Source organism: Catenulispora subtropica (genome assembly GCF_039531675.1).
Classification (GTDB): Bacteria; Actinomycetota; Actinomycetes; order Streptomycetales; family Catenulisporaceae; genus Catenulispora; species Catenulispora subtropica.
On sequence record NZ_BAAAQM010000003.1, the window covers coordinates 51,378 to 68,123 of the forward strand.

A 16,746-nucleotide genomic window follows, 5' to 3' on the forward strand; every position below is an offset into this window, starting at 1 on the left:
ATGGTCGCCAGGGGGCGGGCCAGCCTGCATCTGGGAACGTGTGAGGCTCAAACTGAATGACAAACGGGGCGAATTTCGGCGGACGTCTGTAGACGAGTACGAACCAAGCACCATGGTGACGCCGAGCTGCGCCCCTTGTCGGCGGGGCCTGTGAACCACTGGAGTACCGCCGGAAGAGGCCGTTGGGCCGTCCCAGGGCCGTGCGGAGGCGACGATGGGTGACCAACGACGACAATTGTCGACGATGCCTCTCCCTGCCCTGGCGGGGTAATGAGCCTCGCGCCACAGCTCGCGAACGATCTCCATCTCTTCCTGCGAAACAAGCGGGCGGAGTACGACCAGTGCCGAACGGGTGGTGCGCTCACCTGCGCATCAGTTCATTATGCGGAGGGTAATTCGGGAAATTTACGGTGCGGTCGGGGGGGTTGGCGGGGTGCGCTGGCGGGTTGGGATCCGAGTCCGGTTCGACGGGGCGACCCACACGATTTCCGTCGGCTCGGTGAACCCGGCAGGCCACACCGGTGGAAGGTCCTGGCGGAACGTCGCCGCGCGGAACTCGGCGCCCCTGTTGAACGTCGCCCCGTCAAACCGGGCGTTGCTGTTGAACGTCGCCTTGTTAAACCCGGCGTTGCTGTTGAACGTCGCCTCGTCAAAGTGGGCGTCCCCGCTGAACGTCGCCCCGCCGAACCCGGCAAAATCGCTGAACGTCGCCCCGCCGAACGACGCGCTCCCGCTGAACGTCGCCCCGTTGAACCAGGCGGCCCCATTGAACGTCCCCCCGCCGAAATAGGTGGCCAAAGTGAACGTCGCCCCGACGAAGTGGGCATCCCCGGTGAACGTCGCCCTGCCGAACCCGGCGCCCCCGCTGAACGTCGCGCGGTCTGCCTTGAACTCACCTACCGTGAAGCCCACGAAATTCCAGTCGATCAGGTAGGCACCGGCAAGGTCGATTCGGGCGTCGTGCCAGAACCCGGGATGGTCGGGGTATAGCCGTGCGGCGATGGCGGTTTGGGCGGTGGTGCGGACCTGTCGCTCGGCCGGCTCTGTCTTCGGGTCGTCCGGGTCATACGGCATACGCAGATAGGCGCACAGCACCTCCAAACAGGTGGGCCGGTCGCGCTCGGAGTCGTCGGCAATCCGGGCCAGGGCGTACACGCCGGCGAGCCGGACCGCGGCCGCGGCGTTGCCCAGCTGGGCGGCGGCAGCGGTGTACCGCTCGGTGAACAGCTTGTCCTGATCGCGGCGGCTGTTGGCATGATCAAGGGCGCTCTTCGCCTCGTCAGTCCGCTGCTTGCGGTACTGCACGTACAGCCCGGCGCCAGCCCCAGAACCGGCCACCACCAACAAAGCGGTCTTCATCGCGTCCAGCCTGCTCCCGGACGCCCCGGGTACGAACGCGACCAGCAGCAGGTACACCGCGAGGGCCCCGACCGTGCCCAATCCCAGCAGCGCCAGGTACACCACGCCGAACGGCGCCAACGGACCGCCCGAGCCTCGACGACCGCGCCACAACCAGCGCTTGTCCTTCTTCTCCAGTTCCCCCACGCCAGAAGGCTAGAGGTCAAGCACACATGGTCACCAGACGAAAGGACACCGCCACCGTGGTTGACGCCGCTTAGACCAGAGAAACGGAAGCTGACCAGCGCGTTCCGCATAGGTCTTATGCGGACGGGGAACGTGGGAGTTTCATGTAGGATCCGGCGGGTCAGCGCGGCCCGCCGGCGGCTCCGGATCCGGACCGGGGGTCGGCAACGGTGGTAAGGCTGGCTCCCACAGGATCCTCCATGGCTTGTCGATATCGTCCGGCCACTTCGGCGGATGTTCTCCATTGAACGTATTCTCGATAAATCCGGGCTTGATGTTGAACGTCGCGTGGAAGGAGGCGCCACCTTTGAATACAGTCTTGACGAACGAATTCAGCGAGTTGAACGTCGCTCCATCAAATATGGCATCTCCGTATAGCTCGCCGAACGTTGCCATATCAAACCGGACATGCCCGTTGAACGTCGCTCCCTCGAAGCTGGCGCCCTTTTTGAACGTCGCCTCCCTGAACAAGGCAATATCTTCGAACGTCGCCCCCTCGAAGCTGACATTTTCTTTGAATGTCGCTTTCTCGAAGCTGGCATCCTTGTCGAACGTCGCCCCCTCGAAGCTGGTCCGGCCGCTAAACGTCGCCGAGGAGGCGTTAAAGCTTCTCGCCGTGATGCCGTTGAAACTGGCTTGGATGAGATAGGCGCCGCTCAGGTCGACATCGGCATTCTCCCAGAATCTTCTGGGAGGATGATCGGGGCGCAGCCGGACAGCGAGGATACCTTGTGCGGTGGTGCGGACCTCACGCTCACGCTGGCGCTTGTTGGCATCAGGGTTGAACCGGTCGTACGGCATGCGTAGGTAAGCGCACAGCACGCTGAGGCAGGTAGGCCGGTCCCGTTTGGAATCGTCGGCGATGCGGGCCAAGGCATAGACTCCGCCGAGCCGCACCGCAGCATTCTCATTGCCCAGCTGAGCAACGGCTGCAGTGTACCGTTCGGTGAAGAGCTTGTCCTGGTCCCGGACGTAGTTGTGCTCATCCGTACGCTGCTTGCGGTAGGACACGTACAGCGCGGCCAGCGCACCGGACCCGCCGACTACCAGGAGCGCAGTCTTCATGGTGTCCGCGCGATCTTTATCCATCCCGGGCACGAGGGACACGAGCAGGGCGTACACCCCAATAGCGGTGACCACACCGGCTACCACCAACCCGGCATACCTCGGAGCGAACGGCCTCGGAAAGTAAGCCAGCGGCTGCTCATCCCCCTGGCTCTTACTCTCCTCCTTGCCCCAGTGCCCAAGCAGGCCCGAAAGCAGCTTCGATCGTTCTCGTCGAGAACTACCGCTCGACTGCTCCTTAACCCCGTCCTTGAGCTCCGTCATGATCACAGACTAGGACTGTGCCGATACCGGCCAGCGCAGCACACGCTGGTCCGGCCGTAACGGTCTTTCCTGCGCGTTCCGCGAAACGAGCCTTATGCGGGCGCTGATCCGGGAATTTCAGGGTCCGTTCGGAGGGGCTGCGGGCGGATCCGGGTCCGGGTCCACCCACACGAGCCCCGCTGGCTCGGCGAACGCCTCCGGCCACACCGGCCACACCGGCGGATGATCCCGACGGAATCTCGCCTCACCGAACTCGGCGTCCCCGTGGAACCTTGCCCCGCTGAACCGGATGTTTCCTTTGAACGTCGCCCCGTGGAACCAGGTGTCCCCGTGGAACGTCGTCTGGTCGAATCCGGCGTCCCTGCTGAACGACGCCCCCCGGAACCAGGCCCGCGTGTTGAACGTCGCTCCGCCGAACTTGGCGTCGTCGTCGAATCTCGCGTGGTCTGCTCTGAACTCGCCTACAGTGATGCCGCTGAAATCCAGCCCTATTAGTCGTGCATCGGTGAGGTCGATCCGTGCGTCGGGCCAGAATCCGGGATGGTCGGGACGCAGCCGTGCGCCGATGGCGGTCTGGGCGGTGGTGCGGACTTGCCGCTCGGCCGGATCGAACTTGGGGTCGTCGGGGCTGTAGGGCATGCGCAGGTAGGCGCACAACACTTCCAGGCAGGTGGGCCGGTCACGTTCGGAGTCGTCGGCGATCCGGGCGAGGGCGTAGACGCGGCCAGTCGCACTGCGGGGGCTGGGTTGCCCAGCTGGGCGGCGGCGGTGTACCGCTCGGTGAAGAGCTTGTCCTGGTCGCGCAGATGGTTCGCCTCATCCGTGCGCTGCTTGCGGTAGGCCACGTACAACCCGGCCAGAGCACCGGACCCGCCGATCACCAACAGCGCCGTTTTCAGGGTGTCGGCACGGTTCGCCCTCATGCCAGGCACGTCATGCACCAGCACCACGTAGACCACTGCGGCGGCGACCAACCCGGCGGCCAACAGCCCGGCCAATATCAGCGCGAACGGCCCCGGACGGTACACCCGCGCCCGGCGGTCCCCGCGGCGCCACGACAGACGGCTGTTGCTCTTCTCGATGTCCCCCACGTCGGAAGGCTAGATGCCGAACGCTCATGGTCACCAGGGGCGGGTCCGGTTGCAGCTGGGAACATGTGAGGGTCTAACTGAGTGACAATCGGGGCGAACTCCGGCGGACGTCCGTGGACGATTGCGCACCGAACGCTATGGTGAGGCCGGGGGGCGCCCTCCCGTCGACAGCGCCTACGAAGCCTTGGCGTACCGCTGACACGGAAGAGGTCACTGGTTCAATCCCAGTATCGCCCACACACAACAGCATGACAGGACCGATACGCGAAGTCGTATCGGTCCTTCTGTTTGGTCCGGGTGCATGCCCGCCATCTCCCCGCCTGGAAAAGGCGGTGCGCTTGTCAGAGTCGGTCAGTAATCTCTGATCCAGCGTGACGGTGATTACCGCGCGTCTTCGACGACTGACGCGGCGAGCCGCGGACTGGGGTGGGATTTGCGGACCCGCTTGCTTCGGGTGCTGGACGTCGGTGGCTTGCCGCGCGTCTTCTGGTGGGTGTGGGTCAGCACCTTGGTGGTGCGCACCGGCGCTTTCGTAGCGCCGTTCCTGTCGTACTACTTGACGCGGTCACTGGGGCACTCGGCGGCCTTCGCCGGGTTCGTCGCCGCGCTGAACGCGGTGGGCGCCGCGGTCTCGGCGGTGGTGGGCGGCGTACTCGCCGACCGGGTGGGACGCCGGGTGACGTTGCTCGGCGCTCTGGCGGCCTCGGTCGTGACCCTGGTGGCACTGGGCGTCGTGCACTCCGTGACCCTGATCGCGGTGCTGGCGTTCCTGGCCGGGCTGGCCAACAACGCCACCCGTCCCGCGACCGGCGCGATCATCGCCGACGTCGTGCCGTCGGCGGACCGCGGCCGGGCCTACGCCCTGAACTACTGGGCCATCAACCTGGGCTTCGCGATCGCCATGTTCGCGGCCGGCGCGGTCGCCGCCCACAGCTACACACTGCTCTTCGTGGGCGACGCGATCGCCAACCTGGCGTGCGCCGTCGTCGTCTTCTTCAAAGTGCCGGAGACCCGGCCCACAGCCCACCTGGCAGCCGCTTCCGGCACTCCGGCCGACGACGGACCGGCCGGCACAGGCACCCTGGCCGACGTCTTCCGCGACCGCATCTTCCTCGGCTTCCTGGGCGCGGTCCTGGTCGGCGCGATCATCTACTCCCAGTCGGCGACCGTCCAGCCCATCATGATGGGCGACGACGGCCTCAGCCCCGGCGCCTACGGCGTGGTCGCCGCCCTCAACGGCATCCTGATCGGTGTCCTGCAACTACCGCTCACGACCTGGGCACGCCGCTTCTCCGACGGTTCGGTCCTGGCCGTCTCCTCCTTTCTCATGGGCGCAGGCTTCGCAGTACCTCTCCTGGTCTCCAGCATCGGCCATGCGATGGGCGTCTACGCGGCCTCCGTCGTGGTCTGGACCTTCGCCGAGATCGGCACCACACCACCGCAGATGGCCCTCGGCGCCGACCTGGCACCAGCCCACCTCCGAGGCCGGTACCAGGGCATGAGCACCCTGGTGTGGAGCATCGCCGGCGTGGTCGGCCCGCTCGTCGGCGGCTGGGCCCTGAGCGACGTCGGCCGGTCCGCGGTGCCATGGGCGAGCCTGGTGTTGGGTGTGGCGGGGGTGCCGGCATGGCTGCTGATCGGCCGCCGCGCCACTGCCCGCATCGCGGTGCTCCGCGCCGAGGAGGCCCGGGTCACGGCGGCGGTGCTGAACGTGGCGGCGCCGACGATGACGGGTGCTGCGACGGTGGAGGCGGGGGTCGCCGGGGCGGTGCCGACAAGCGGTGTGGCGAGTGGGGATGTGGTTCGGGAGCCGGCCTGAGGCCGAGCCCTGCCGCCAGAACAAGAACTGGAACCAGGACCGGAGGCGGGCCGGGTCCGGAAGGGGACTGCGGCCAGGATGGGAGCCGCGCGGGACCGGAGCCTGGCCAGGTTCGGAACGGCATTGGGGCTAGGAGCGGAGTCGGGATGGGGCCGTGGCACGGTCCAGAACGGCAACGGGAGCTATGGCTCCAGCCGGGCCGACGCGTTAAGGCTTGACCGCGGCAAGAGCCAGAGCCCGTACATTCAGTCGGAGCGACAGCAGTAGTGAGCGAGGCCAGATCGCAGCCGGGCCAGACCTGAGCTGTGGGAGCCTGGCGGGCCAGTGGCAGGGCGCGGGCCGCAGGTGGCGTTGGAGCCTGGGGCTGTCGTCGGAGTGGTGACCGGGCTGGGTGCGTTGATGTGGCGGTGCCGGGTACCCGGAGGGAAGTCGAGTCGGAGCTCACGGGCCGGTGCTGGTGGTGGTGGGGCTGCGTTAGGCTCGCCGACAGGCTGCGGCTTTCCGGGCGCCGTGGAGCGGATGTGGGTGGGGCGATGGTGGACGAGGCAGCTTTCGATGAGCCGCATGACGCGGTGATGGAGCTGGTTCTGTCCAGCGATGATGAGTATGCGGGTATTGAGCCGGGTGAGGTGGAGGCCGGTCGGGAGGAGCGGCGGTTGCGGCGGCGTGAGCTTGCCGCGCGGTTCCTGCCGGGAGTGGACGCCGGTGCGCTGTTCGCGCTGGGGTCGGCGGTGGTGAGTCTGACCAGTGCGAGCATGATCGAGATACTGGCTCAGAATCGGGAGATCGCGGACAGTTACAGCCACCGGTCCAGCTTCGACTCCGCGTATGACCCCCTGGCCACGCTGCGGGAGCTTGGGCATACCCGGTTTCTCGGGCAGGGTGCCTTCGCGGGGGTGGCGATCGTGGTGGCCCTGGCGGTGCTCGCTCGGTGGCGTTCGGATCGGCACGCGCGGTGGGCTCGGCCTGCCGGTCAGGCCGCGCTGCTGCTGGGGGTGGTCGGTGTGACGATCGCGTTGCTCGGTTTGTTCGACGTCATAGGTGCTCTGCCGTCGCCGAATGATCTTCCTCAGCAGTTCGGTGGCTCGCGTGGGTGACCGCTGAGTGTCGAGTTCGGAGGACGCGTCCGAGCCAGGGCCCGAGTCGATGCCGGCGCGAAGGCCGGAGGACGGGTCCGGGGTGGAGTCGGACGAGGCTGGGGCAGAGCGAATAACGGAGCCCGGTGCGGAGGCCGGGACGGAGCCCGGTACCGGGGCTGGCCGTCGCAACCCGCTGAGGCGGCTGGTGGCGTGGTATCGGCGCGTGCCGCGGGGGTGGCGCCGGGTGCTGACCTCGGTGGCGGTGATGGTCGGCGTGGTGGCCGTGGTGATCGGTGGCGCAGGTGTCGCCCTTTATGCCGAGGGCGCTGGGACTCCGTCTTCGGCGGCGCGCAGCACTGGGCACGATGCCTTGTGGCTCGGCCACGCGTGGGTGGGGTGGCCCGAGGGCAGTGATCGGGCTGCCAAGACTGATGCCGACTTCGACGGGTTGGTGGTGTTGGTTCGGTCTTCAGGTGTCAAGGATCTGTTCGTGCACGACGGGCCGTTCGGCATGGATGGCTCGCTTGATCAGGCCAAGAGTCCGCATGCCGCGTGGTTTCTGGACCGTGTGCACCGGGAATTGCCCGGGGTGCGGGTGCAGGCGTGGTTGGGGCAGGTGGTGGGCGGCACGAGTCTGCATCTGGAGGATGCCGCTACGCGGGCGCGAGTCGTGACGGGCGTGGGTGCCGCCTTGGACCGCGGTTTCGACGGTGTCCACTTCGACTTCGAGCCGGTGTCGGACGGCGACTCGGGATTCGTCGACGTTCTGGCGGCGTCGCGGGCCGTCACCTCCTCTCATCACGCGGTGCTGTCGGTGTCGGTGCCGCAGGTGGAGCCGTTCTCCGGGTGGCGGGTGCCGGGGGACTATCTCGCGGGGCATCCGAAATGGTGGTCTCAGGGGTATCTGCGGAGTGTCGCCGGGCACTGCGATCAGGTCGCGGTCATGGCGTACGACACCTCCTTGCCGACCGAGTGGGCGTATCGCGGGTATGTCGCGCGGCAGACCGAGGTGGCGCTGCGGTCGGTGCCGACCGGCGTCGATCTGCTGATCGGGGTGCCGGCCTTCCACACACACGATCCGGGGCACTGGGACTCCGCGGAGACGATGGCGGCCGCCCTGACCGGTGTGCGGCTGGCGCTTGGCGCGCACCCGCCGGCGCGGCCGTTCGGCGTGGCTTTGTACGTCGACTTCGCCGCGACGCCCGACGACTGGGCCGCGTACCGTGCCGACTGGTTCAGCCCGGCCGGGGTGTCATGACCAGTGCTCGGGCGTCGGCGTAGCGGGTGGTCGGGTCCAGCGGCAGGGGCTCGCCGCTGCTGGCCTCGGAGCAGCAGAACGCGAACATGCCCGCGGCGTCGATCGGCGCGCTTCGGCCGTCGGCGAGCCGCCAGCCGCGCACCACGTAGCCTTCCCCGCCGAGGCCGTCGCCGATGCCGAAGGTGGAGCCGAAGTCGCCGCCGGACAGCGGTCGGGTTCGGAGGATCGCGGTCGCCTCGACCCCGCTGACGTGGGCCAGGGCGAACAGTTCGCAGACTTCACGTTCGGCGCCGGAGGCGGGAAGGCTCACCGCGGGGACGTCGGCGGCGATCTCGAAGCGCAGATCCTCGTCGGCGGTGACCGGGCCCGTGGCCGTGGGCACCGAACAGTTCAACCGGTGGCTGCCGGAGCCGGCGGCCACCACCAGGCTGACGAAGATCCCCTCGGCGAACTCGCGGGCCTTGCCGACGGCGAGTTGCGGGTCGTCGGTGGTACGGGCCGCGGCCCAGATCAGGGCATCGAGATGATCGACCCGGTCGCTGAGACCTGGGGCGGGAGCCGGAGTCGTCGGTGGACCGGCGGTGGGGGCGGTGCCTGCGTTCGCGGCGCTGCCCGCCGTGCTGCCGTTGGCCAGGTGCGTGAGGCCGGTGCGGGGGTGCGGCAGGTTGCTGATGGTGGACATGGTCCCCTCCTCGGATGATTCGAACTTTCGTGCTTGAATCCACTGTAAACGGACATCCGGGGACTATGGGAGGTTTCTGTCATTCTGTTACGAGAAAATGTGCTGGTGTTCGGGTGCTGAGGTGTAACAAAAAGGAGGGTCCCTCGGTGGGACCCTCCTCAAGCCGGCGACGGCTTAGTAGGACTTCGGCAGCCCCAGCGTGTGCTGGGCGACGAAGTTGAGGATCATCTCCCGGCTCACCGGCGCGATCCGCGTCACCCGCGTCGCCGCGAGCAGCGGCGCGAGCCCGTACTCGGTCGCCAGGCCGTTGCCGCCGTGCGCCTGGATCGCCTGGTCGACGGCCTCCACCGCGGCGTCGGCGGCGGCGAACTTCGCCATGTTCGCCGCCTCGCCGGCCGCCACGTCGTCGCCGCTGTCGTAGAGCCAGGCGGCCTTCTGGGTCATCACCTTGGCCAGCTCGACGTGGATCGCGGCCTGGGCCAGCGGGTGCGCGACGCCCTGGTGGGTGCCGATGGGCCGGTCCCGCCACACGGTCCGCGTCTTGGCGTAGTCGGTGGCCCGGTCCAGGGCGTACTCCGCGGTGCCGACGGCGAAGGCGGCTGCCATGATCCGCTCCGGGTTCAGGCCCGCGAACAGCTGGAGCAGCCCGGCGTCCTCGTCGCCGACCAGGGCGTCGGCCGGGAGCCGGACGTCGTCGAAGAAGAGCTGGAACTGCTTCTCGGGTCCGGCGATCTCCATCTCGATCATGGTCTTGGTGAAGCCCGGAGCGTCGGTGGGGACCACCATCAGGGCCGGCTTGAGGTTGCCGGTGGCCGCGTCCTTGGTCCGGGCCACGACCAGGACCGCGTCGGACTCGTCGACGCCGGAGATGAACACCTTCTGGCCGGTCAGCACCCACTCGTCGCCTTCGCGGCGCACGGTGGTGGTGATCTTGTGGGAGTTGGAGCCGGCGTCCGGTTCGGTGATGCCGAAGGCCATCCTGAACGATCCGTCGGCGATCCCCGGGAGCCATTTGTCCTTCTGGGCCGTGGTGCCGAACCGGGCGATGATGGTGCCGCAGATCGCCGGGGAGACCACGATCAGCAGCAGCGGGCAGCCGGCGCGGGCCAGCTCCTCGCCGACCGCCGCCAGGTCCGCGATGCCGCCGCCCCCGCCGCCGTACTCCTCCGGCAGGCTGACGCCCAGGTAGCCGGCCCGTCCGACCTCCTGCCACAACTCGGTGGTCTTCTGGCCGGCTTTGGCCTGCCGCCGCACGTAGTCCGGTCCGTACCGCTTGGCCAGGTCGCGCACCGCCTGGCGGAGCGCGACGCGCTCCTCGGGCTCCACGAAGCTCATGTCCGCCAGCCTGCCAGGCGGGGTATGCAAAAACAATCCTGTCTGTTTGTTTTGCGCCGGTGCGGCGACGAGGTCCGGCCGCGACCGGCTCTCGGACCTGGCGGTGCTCCGCATGCGCCGGGCCGGGTGCAGGCCGCGACCCTGGCCGACGCCGACACGCTGCGGGTCCGTCAGCTGGCAGCCCCGTGGGGCGGGCCGGGGGGCTGGTCGGCGACGTGCTGTCGAGTGTGGAGGGAAGGCCCATCGACCAGGCGCGGGACCTGCAGCGGGTGATGTTGGCCCAGCGTGCCGGCGCCCAGGTCGCATCGGTTCTGCACCGGCGCGGCGTCGGCCGAGCTGTCAGGAGTCTGACCGCCCCTGCGGGGCCGGGGCGTCGGCGGGGTCGGAAGGCATGCCCGAGGCGCCGGCCCCGTCGGAACCGGCTGGTCCGCCGGCCGGAGGCCCGGACAGTTCCGCGGTCTGCTCGGCGCTCTCGTCAGGCGGTTCCCCGGCCAGTTCGGCGGCCCTTTCGGCGATCTCCTCCTCGGTCAGGTCGGGGGCCTCGCGGACTTCCAGTTCGGCGGCGGCCTCGGCGGCGGCCTCAGCGGCCAGCGCCTGGTCTATGTCGTCGAGGGGCTCGGGTCCCGCTGCCGGCTGCGCACCGGGCGCGCCCGTCGCCTCGCCTCCCGCCGCGTTCTCGATCGCGACGGCATCCGGACCCTTCTTCACCTCGCCGTGCGCTTCCTCGGTCAGCGAGGTCACCGCCTTGCTCATCGCGGTCACCGCCGTCGCGGCCGACCCGCCGGCGTTCTCGAGGAACCGCAGCAGCTCGACCGGGAACGGCAGCACGAGCGTCGAGTTCTTCTCGGCCGCGACCTCCACGATGGTCTGCAGGAGTCGCAGCTGGAGCGCGGCCGGCGTCTGGGACATGATCCGTGCGGCGTCGGACAGCTTCTCCGAGGCCTGGAACTCGCCGTCGGCGACGATGATCCGGGCCCGGCGCTCCCGGTCGGCCTCGGCCTGGCGGGCCATCGACCGTTTCATCGACTCCGGCAGGGCCACGTCCTTGATCTCGACGCGGTCGATCTCGACGCCCCAGCCGGTGGCCGGGGTCTCCAGCATCAGCTCCATGCCCTGGTTCAGCGGCTCGCGGTTGGACAGCAGGTCGTCCAGCAGGCTCTTGCCGATGATGGAACGCAGTGAGGTCTGGGCGACCAGCGAGACCGCGTACTGGTAGTCCTGCACGTAGATGAGCGCTCGGGCCGGGTCGATGACGCGGAAGTAGACGACGGCGTCGACGCGGACCGTGACGTTGTCGCGGGTGATGCCTTCCTGGGCCGGCACCGGCATGGTCACGACCTGCATGTTGACCGTGCGGAGCTTGTCGACGACGGGCACGATGCGGGTCAGGCCGGGCTGGCGGACGGTGTCCATGGCCCGGCCGAAGCGGAACACGATGCCCCGCTCGTACTGCTTGACGGTGCGCAGCGAGGCACCCATGGCCGCTGCTCCCGCCGCCGCGGCGGCGATGATGGCGCTCACGATCGCGGTGATCATGGCGAGGTCCTTCCGGAAAGGACGCGGTGTCGGTGCGGCGCCGACCGGCGTGCGCACCCTGGTCGATCAGTATACGAATTTCTCGTCTGCCCGGTTCGGGCTCGGACCTGGTACTCGTGCCCGCCAGGGCCGTGCCGAAACCGGGCGGACGGGTGGATCGGCGCGCGGATTCGCGGCTCAGCGGAACTCGGCGAGCCGCCGCCACACCCCGGCCAGCGTCAGGACCATCACCGCCACGAACACGGCCGTCGGGACCGCGCCCCAGCCCGACACGCCGGAACGCGCGTCGGCCATGCCGGCCTCGAAGGCGTTCAGCTGCTCGTCCGCCGCCTGGCCGAGATGGGTGTCGAGGGCGTAGAAGTCCTGGCCCAGCTGTCCGCCGGCGATGCCGGTGGCCTCGATGAGCGCGCCGTCCACGTCGCCGCCGTCGACCTCGCTCTTGAGTTTACCCGCGTCGGCTTGGACGGTCGTCCAATCGGCGCCGGCCCGGGCGGCGAGCTCCGCGTCGGTGCCGGTCAGCCCGTTGTGCAGCAGGCCCGGCTGCCCGGCGGCGCCGTTGAGCGCGGCGACGTCGGCGGTGTAGCCGCGGTCGTAGCCGAAATCGGGGGCGACGGCGTAGCGGACCATGGCACCCACGGCGTCGAAGGTGACGGCGCGTGCCTGCTGGATGCCGAGGTAGGGCGTCATGTGCTGGTTGACGGAGTTCTGAACACGGTCCGTCTGCTGCGCGGTCATCGCCAGACCGGCCCCGAGGAACCCGGCGGTGGCGACCGTCGCCACGACCAGGAAGGGGTTCAGGGTCCGGCGGAACCGCCGCGACAGGACCAGCTGGAACCCGAGCAGCGTCGCGAGCAGCGCCAGGCCGGTGACGAGCACCAGGGCGGTGTCGACGGACCACGCGTCGTCCTGGTGCTTGGCCGAGGCGTGCAGCTGGGCTGCGTAGGCGTCCCGCAGCTGGGCGGCGACCGGCAGCAGATCGAGGTGCATGACGTCGGTCGCGCGGCTGTAATACGACAGCGCGATGGAGTTCGGGCGGCCCTTGGCCGTGGTCTGGGACAGCTGGTCCTGGGAGATCGCCGTGGCGGACAGGTCGTGGTAGAGCGCGACCTTGTCCAACATGGTCTGGAACTGGGTCTGCACCGCCGGGTCGGTGGTGCCGCCGATGGCCCGGCGCAGGTCCGCGTCGATCTCGCCGACCCGCCGGGCGACGGTGGCCTGGGCGTCGCCCTCGGGCGTGGCCAGGTCGTCGTCGCCGATGGCCAGGATGCGGCGGGCGGTCTGCGAGTCCAGGTCGCTGAGCGCGAAGTACAGGTCCGAGGCCGCCTGGGCCTGCGGTGCGGTCTCATGCCCGACCCGGTCCACTCCGTGCTGCGTGTCCGCGATCGCCAATGTCCCCGTACCGAGCGTCGCCCCCGCCAGCGCCAAGATCGCGGCTGTCCACATGCGCAGCTTGTTCGGTGTCTTCCGTCCCCTTATATCGACCCCCACAGCTGCACCCTAGGCAGCAGGAGTGAACGGGAGGCAACGCTGCGTATAACGCTGATTCAACAGGACTGGCAGGTGTGGCGAAGGTGACTGTGCAGGTCTGGAGTGTCCTTTGGTGACGCTCCCCGGTCGACGGCGGGGAGTGACAATCGGCGTGGAGCGCGGTGCCCTTCGCGATCGGTAGAGTTTTCTGCACATCGGTGCAGACCAGTTGAACCCCGTTGAAGGAGAGCCCCGTGTCCGACTTCGCAGTGACGATCGCCGACGGCCAGAGCCGGGACGAGCGGACGGTCACGGTGGGCACGACGCTGGCCGACCTGTTCGCCGGGGACCGCACAGTCGTCGCCGCCCGCCTCGCCGACGGCGCCGGCCAGCGTCTCGTGGACCTCTCCACCCTGGCCAAGGCCGGTGACGTGGTCGAGCCGGTGACGGCCGACTCCGAGGACGGCCGGGCGATCATCCGCCACTCCGCCGCTCACGTGCTGGCGCAGGCGGTCCAGCAGACCTTCCCGGAGGCCAAACTGGGCATCGGCCCGCCGATCCGCAACGGCTTCTACTACGACTTCGACGTCGACCGGCCGTTCACGCCGGAAGACCTGAAGGCGCTCGAGAGCCGGATGCAGACGATCGTCAAGCAGGGCCAGCTGTTCTCCCGGCGCCCGGTCACCGACGAAGCGGCGCGGGAGGAACTCGCCTCCGAGCCGTACAAGCTGGAGCTCATCGGCCTGAAGGGCAGCGCCTCCTCCGACGACGCCGGCGAGGGCGTGGACGTCGAGGTCGGCGCCGGCGAGCTGACCATCTACGACAACCTCGACGCCAAGACCGGCGACCTGTGCTGGAAGGACCTGTGCCGCGGCCCGCACGTGCCGAACACCCGGTACATCCCGGCCTTCAAGCTGATGCGCTCGGCCGCCGCCTACTGGCGCGGCAGCGAGAAGAACCCGCAGCTCCAGCGCATCTACGGCACCGCCTGGGAGTCCAGGGACGCGCTCAAGGAGCACCTGGAGTTCCTCGCCGAGGCCGAGAAGCGCGACCACCGCAAGCTCGGCGCCGAACTGGACCTGTTCTCGTTCCCGGACGAGCTCGGCAGCGGCCTGCCGGTCTTCCACCCCAAGGGCGGCACCATCCGCCGGGTGATGGAGGACTACTCGCGCAAGCGCCACGAGGAGGCGGGCTACGAGTTCGTCAACACCCCGCACATCACCAAGGGGAACCTGTACGAGATCTCGGGCCACCTGGACTGGTACAAGGACGGGATGTTCCCGCCCATGGTGCTGGACGAGGGCCACGGCAAGCAGGAGTACTACCTGAAGCCGATGAACTGCCCGATGCACAACCTGGTCTACAAGGCGCGCGGCAAGTCCTACCGCGACCTGCCGCTGCGGCTGTTCGAGTTCGGCACGGTGTACCGGTACGAGAAGTCCGGCGTGGTGCACGGCCTGACCCGGGTCCGAGGCCTGACGCAGGACGACGCGCACATCTACTGCACCCGCGAGCAGATGCGCGACGAGCTCGTCAGCCTGCTGCGGTTCGTGCTGGACCTGCTGCGCGACTACGGGCTGAACGACTTCTACCTGGAGCTGTCCACGAAGGACCCCGAGAAGTACGTCGGCACCGACGAGGAGTGGGACCTGGCGACCGAAACGCTGCGCGAGGTCGCCGAGGGCGAGGACCTCGAGCTGGTCATGGACCCCGGCGGCGCGGCGTTCTACGGCCCGAAGATCTCGGTGCAGGCGCGGGACGCGATCGGCCGCACCTGGCAGATGTCGACCATCCAGCTGGACTTCCAGCTGCCGCAGCGCTTCGACCTGGAGTACCAGGCCGCCGACGGTTCGCGGCAGCGGCCGATCATGATCCACCGGGCGCTGTTCGGCTCGATCGAGCGCTTCTTCGGGGTGCTGACCGAGCACTACGCGGGGGCGTTCCCGGCGTGGCTGGCGCCGGTGCAGGTGGTCGGGATCCCGATCACCGACGCGCACGTTCCCTACCTGGAGCAGGTGGCGGCCAAGCTGCGGGCCGAGGGGATCCGGGTCGACATCGACGCTTCCGACGACCGGATGCAGAAGAAGATCCGGAACGCGCAGAAGCAGAAGGTCCCCTACATGCTGCTGGCCGGGGACGACGACGTGGCGAAGGACGCGGTGTCGTTCCGGTACCGCAGCGGGGAGCAGAACAACGGTGTGCCGGTCGACGAGGCCGTCGCCGAGATCGTGAAGGCGGTGCGGGAGCGGGTCTGACCGCTGTCCGGCGGCACCGTGATCGGCGGGTCCGGTCGGCGGGTTCCGGGGTGACCCGGTCCGCCGTCCGGACGCGATGGGGGAAACAGGGGGATGTGCAGTGCTGATCACACATGAGAAATGGCCGCGTACGGCGTCGGAGGCCGAGGCGGAGCAGGAGCGGCTGTCCGCCTTGGTGGACGTGTCGACGCCGCTCGCGCCGCACCGGTACATCGCCGGGTTGGATGTGGCCTACGCCATCGGTTCCTCGCGGGTGGCCGGGGCGGTCGTCGTGCTGGATGCCGACACGCTCGCGGTGGAGGACATGGCGACGGCGGTGATGGATGTCGAGTTCCCGTATGTCCCGGGGCTGTTGGCTTTCCGCGAACTGCCGGCGCTGATCGCCGCGTTGGCCGAGCTCACGGTGGAGCCGGATGTGCTCGTGTGCGACGGGTACGGGATCGCGCATCCGCGGCGGTTCGGGTTGGCGTGCCACCTCGGGGTGCTGGCCGGCAAGCCGACGCTGGGCGTGGCGAAGACGGCGTTCGTGGGGCGGTTCGCCGAGCCGGGGGAACAGCGTGGGGAGGCCGCCGAGCTGGTGCACGACGGGGCGGTCGTCGGGGCGGCACTGCGGACGCAGTATGCGACCAAGCCGGTGTTCGTTTCGCCGGGGCATCTGATCACGGTGGAGGACGCCACGCGGTTGGCGTTGCAGCTGGCGCCCAAGTACCGGCTGCCGGAGACGACACGGTTGGCTGATCAGCTTTCGCGGCGGGCTTTGGGGGCGGCAGCCTGATTTCGCCTTTCTAGGCGTTCTCGTTCTCGTCCTGGTCTGGTTCGCCGTCGGCTTCTCTCGCGGTGTCGGCAGCCAGCTTCTTCAGGATGCGGAGGAAGAGCTCGCTCTCGATCGGAGTGAGCTCGGCCAGGAAGGCCTTTTCCGTCTCTTTGTGAAGGCGCTCGCCCTCGGCGAGCGCCTTCTTGCCGTGCGCCGTCAGGCCCACGATGTTCTTGCGGCGGTCGTCGGGGCTGCGGCGGCGTTCCACCAGGTCCTTGGCTTCGAGCTCGTCGACCAGGGCGACCATCGTCGTGCGGTCCACGCCGAGTTCGCGGGCCGCGTCCAACTGGGACAGCGGTTCGGCGGCATCGAGGACGACCAGCACGGCGAGTTGCCGTCCGGTGATCCCCAACGGTTCCAGGGCTCGCGCGCCGGAAGCCGCAAAGTTGAGCTGCGCGTGCTTCAGGAGGTAGCCGAGTCGGGAGGTCAGCAGGTCGGCCATATGGGTAGTCTACCCATGCGCTGATTGTCAGCGGTGCTGACGATTTGCTACAGTG

Annotated in this window: 13 protein-coding genes; 5 read left to right on the top strand and 8 right to left on the bottom strand. The window is 68.7% G+C overall.

Features of this window, described 5'->3' with window-relative positions; genetic code table 11:
- Positions 1-405 precede the first annotated feature (405 nt).
- The 3 genes from ABD466_RS03925 to ABD466_RS03935 form a co-directional block, all read right to left on the bottom strand.
- Positions 406-1,545: a pentapeptide repeat-containing protein gene (locus ABD466_RS03925; RefSeq protein WP_344655519.1), complete on the bottom strand. Its 1,140-nt coding sequence runs from the start codon at positions 1,543-1,545 to the stop codon at positions 406-408.
- A gap of 141 nt (positions 1,546-1,686) precedes the next feature.
- Positions 1,687-2,913 carry a pentapeptide repeat-containing protein gene (locus ABD466_RS03930; RefSeq protein WP_344655520.1) on the bottom strand — a complete coding sequence of 409 codons (1,227 nt, stop codon included), beginning with the start codon at positions 2,911-2,913 and terminating at the stop codon, positions 1,687-1,689.
- Between the two features lie 117 nt (positions 2,914-3,030).
- Positions 3,031-3,552 (bottom strand): pentapeptide repeat-containing protein, encoded by a 522-nt coding sequence (locus ABD466_RS03935; protein ID WP_344655521.1) that lies wholly within the window; start codon positions 3,550-3,552, stop codon positions 3,031-3,033.
- Between the two features lie 906 nt (positions 3,553-4,458).
- Between ABD466_RS03935 and ABD466_RS03940 the strand changes: the two genes are divergently transcribed.
- From ABD466_RS03940 to ABD466_RS03950, 3 genes are all read left to right on the top strand, one after another.
- The gene (locus ABD466_RS03940; protein WP_344655522.1) at positions 4,459-5,823 is read left to right on the top strand and encodes an MFS transporter; all 1,365 of its coding nucleotides are present in this window, start codon (positions 4,459-4,461) and stop codon (positions 5,821-5,823) included.
- A 533-nt stretch (positions 5,824-6,356) separates the two neighbouring features.
- Positions 6,357-6,920 (top strand): hypothetical protein, encoded by a 564-nt coding sequence (locus ABD466_RS03945; RefSeq protein WP_344655523.1) that lies wholly within the window; start codon positions 6,357-6,359, stop codon positions 6,918-6,920.
- Positions 6,921-7,146: 226 nt separating this feature from the next.
- Positions 7,147-8,160 (top strand): glycoside hydrolase family 18 protein, encoded by a 1,014-nt coding sequence (locus ABD466_RS03950; protein WP_344655524.1) that lies wholly within the window; start codon positions 7,147-7,149, stop codon positions 8,158-8,160.
- Here the strand turns inward: ABD466_RS03950 and ABD466_RS03955 are convergent.
- The 4 genes from ABD466_RS03955 to ABD466_RS03970 form a co-directional block, all read right to left on the bottom strand.
- Positions 8,138-8,842, bottom strand: coding sequence for a hypothetical protein (locus ABD466_RS03955; protein ID WP_344655525.1), 705 nt, complete (start codon positions 8,840-8,842; stop codon positions 8,138-8,140). The two genes, ABD466_RS03950 and ABD466_RS03955, sit on opposite strands and share 23 nt — an antisense overlap.
- A 174-nt stretch (positions 8,843-9,016) precedes the next feature.
- Entirely contained in the window at positions 9,017-10,177 is a 1,161-nt protein-coding gene (locus tag ABD466_RS03960; protein ID WP_344655526.1) for an acyl-CoA dehydrogenase family protein, read from the bottom strand.
- A 339-nt stretch (positions 10,178-10,516) separates the two neighbouring features.
- Positions 10,517-11,713, bottom strand: a complete 1,197-nt coding sequence (locus tag ABD466_RS03965) for a slipin family protein (protein ID WP_344655527.1) — start codon at positions 11,711-11,713, stop codon at positions 10,517-10,519.
- A 177-nt stretch (positions 11,714-11,890) separates the two neighbouring features.
- Complete coding sequence (locus tag ABD466_RS03970; protein WP_344655528.1) at positions 11,891-13,156, bottom strand: hypothetical protein; 1,266 nt, start codon at positions 13,154-13,156, stop codon at positions 11,891-11,893.
- Between the two features lie 278 nt (positions 13,157-13,434).
- Here ABD466_RS03970 and thrS point away from each other — a divergent pair, with 278 nt between their 5' ends.
- Both thrS and ABD466_RS03980 read left to right on the top strand, forming a co-directional pair.
- Positions 13,435-15,435 (top strand): threonine--tRNA ligase, encoded by a 2,001-nt coding sequence (gene thrS, locus ABD466_RS03975; RefSeq protein ID WP_344655529.1) that lies wholly within the window; start codon positions 13,435-13,437, stop codon positions 15,433-15,435.
- Between the two features lie 100 nt (positions 15,436-15,535).
- The gene (locus ABD466_RS03980) at positions 15,536-16,210 is read left to right on the top strand and encodes an endonuclease V (RefSeq protein ID WP_344655530.1); all 675 of its coding nucleotides are present in this window, start codon (positions 15,536-15,538) and stop codon (positions 16,208-16,210) included.
- A gap of 10 nt (positions 16,211-16,220) precedes the next feature.
- On the opposite strand, the gene ABD466_RS03985 is transcribed toward ABD466_RS03980, so the two are convergent.
- Positions 16,221-16,691 carry a MarR family winged helix-turn-helix transcriptional regulator gene (locus tag ABD466_RS03985; RefSeq protein ID WP_344655531.1) on the bottom strand — a complete coding sequence of 157 codons (471 nt, stop codon included), beginning with the start codon at positions 16,689-16,691 and terminating at the stop codon, positions 16,221-16,223.
- Between the last annotated feature and the right edge of the window lie 55 nt (positions 16,692-16,746).

Excerpts from the sequence above, each read along its gene's own strand:
- ABD466_RS03935 (WP_344655521.1), bottom strand. The coding sequence starts at position 3,552 with ATGCCCTACAGCCCCGACGACCCCAAGTTCGATCCGGCCGAGCGGCAA.
- ABD466_RS03970 (WP_344655528.1), bottom strand. The coding sequence starts at position 13,156 with ATGTGGACAGCCGCGATCTTGGCGCTGGCGGGGGCGACGCTCGGTACG.
- ABD466_RS03960 (WP_344655526.1), bottom strand. The coding sequence starts at position 10,177 with ATGAGCTTCGTGGAGCCCGAGGAGCGCGTCGCGCTCCGCCAGGCGGTG.
- ABD466_RS03930 (WP_344655520.1), bottom strand. The coding sequence starts at position 2,913 with ATGACGGAGCTCAAGGACGGGGTTAAGGAGCAGTCGAGCGGTAGTTCT.
- ABD466_RS03945 (WP_344655523.1), top strand. The coding sequence starts at position 6,357 with ATGGTGGACGAGGCAGCTTTCGATGAGCCGCATGACGCGGTGATGGAG.
- ABD466_RS03955 (WP_344655525.1), bottom strand. The coding sequence starts at position 8,842 with ATGTCCACCATCAGCAACCTGCCGCACCCCCGCACCGGCCTCACGCAC.
- ABD466_RS03965 (WP_344655527.1), bottom strand. The coding sequence starts at position 11,713 with ATGATCACCGCGATCGTGAGCGCCATCATCGCCGCCGCGGCGGCGGGA.
- ABD466_RS03985 (WP_344655531.1), bottom strand. The coding sequence starts at position 16,691 with ATGGCCGACCTGCTGACCTCCCGACTCGGCTACCTCCTGAAGCACGCG.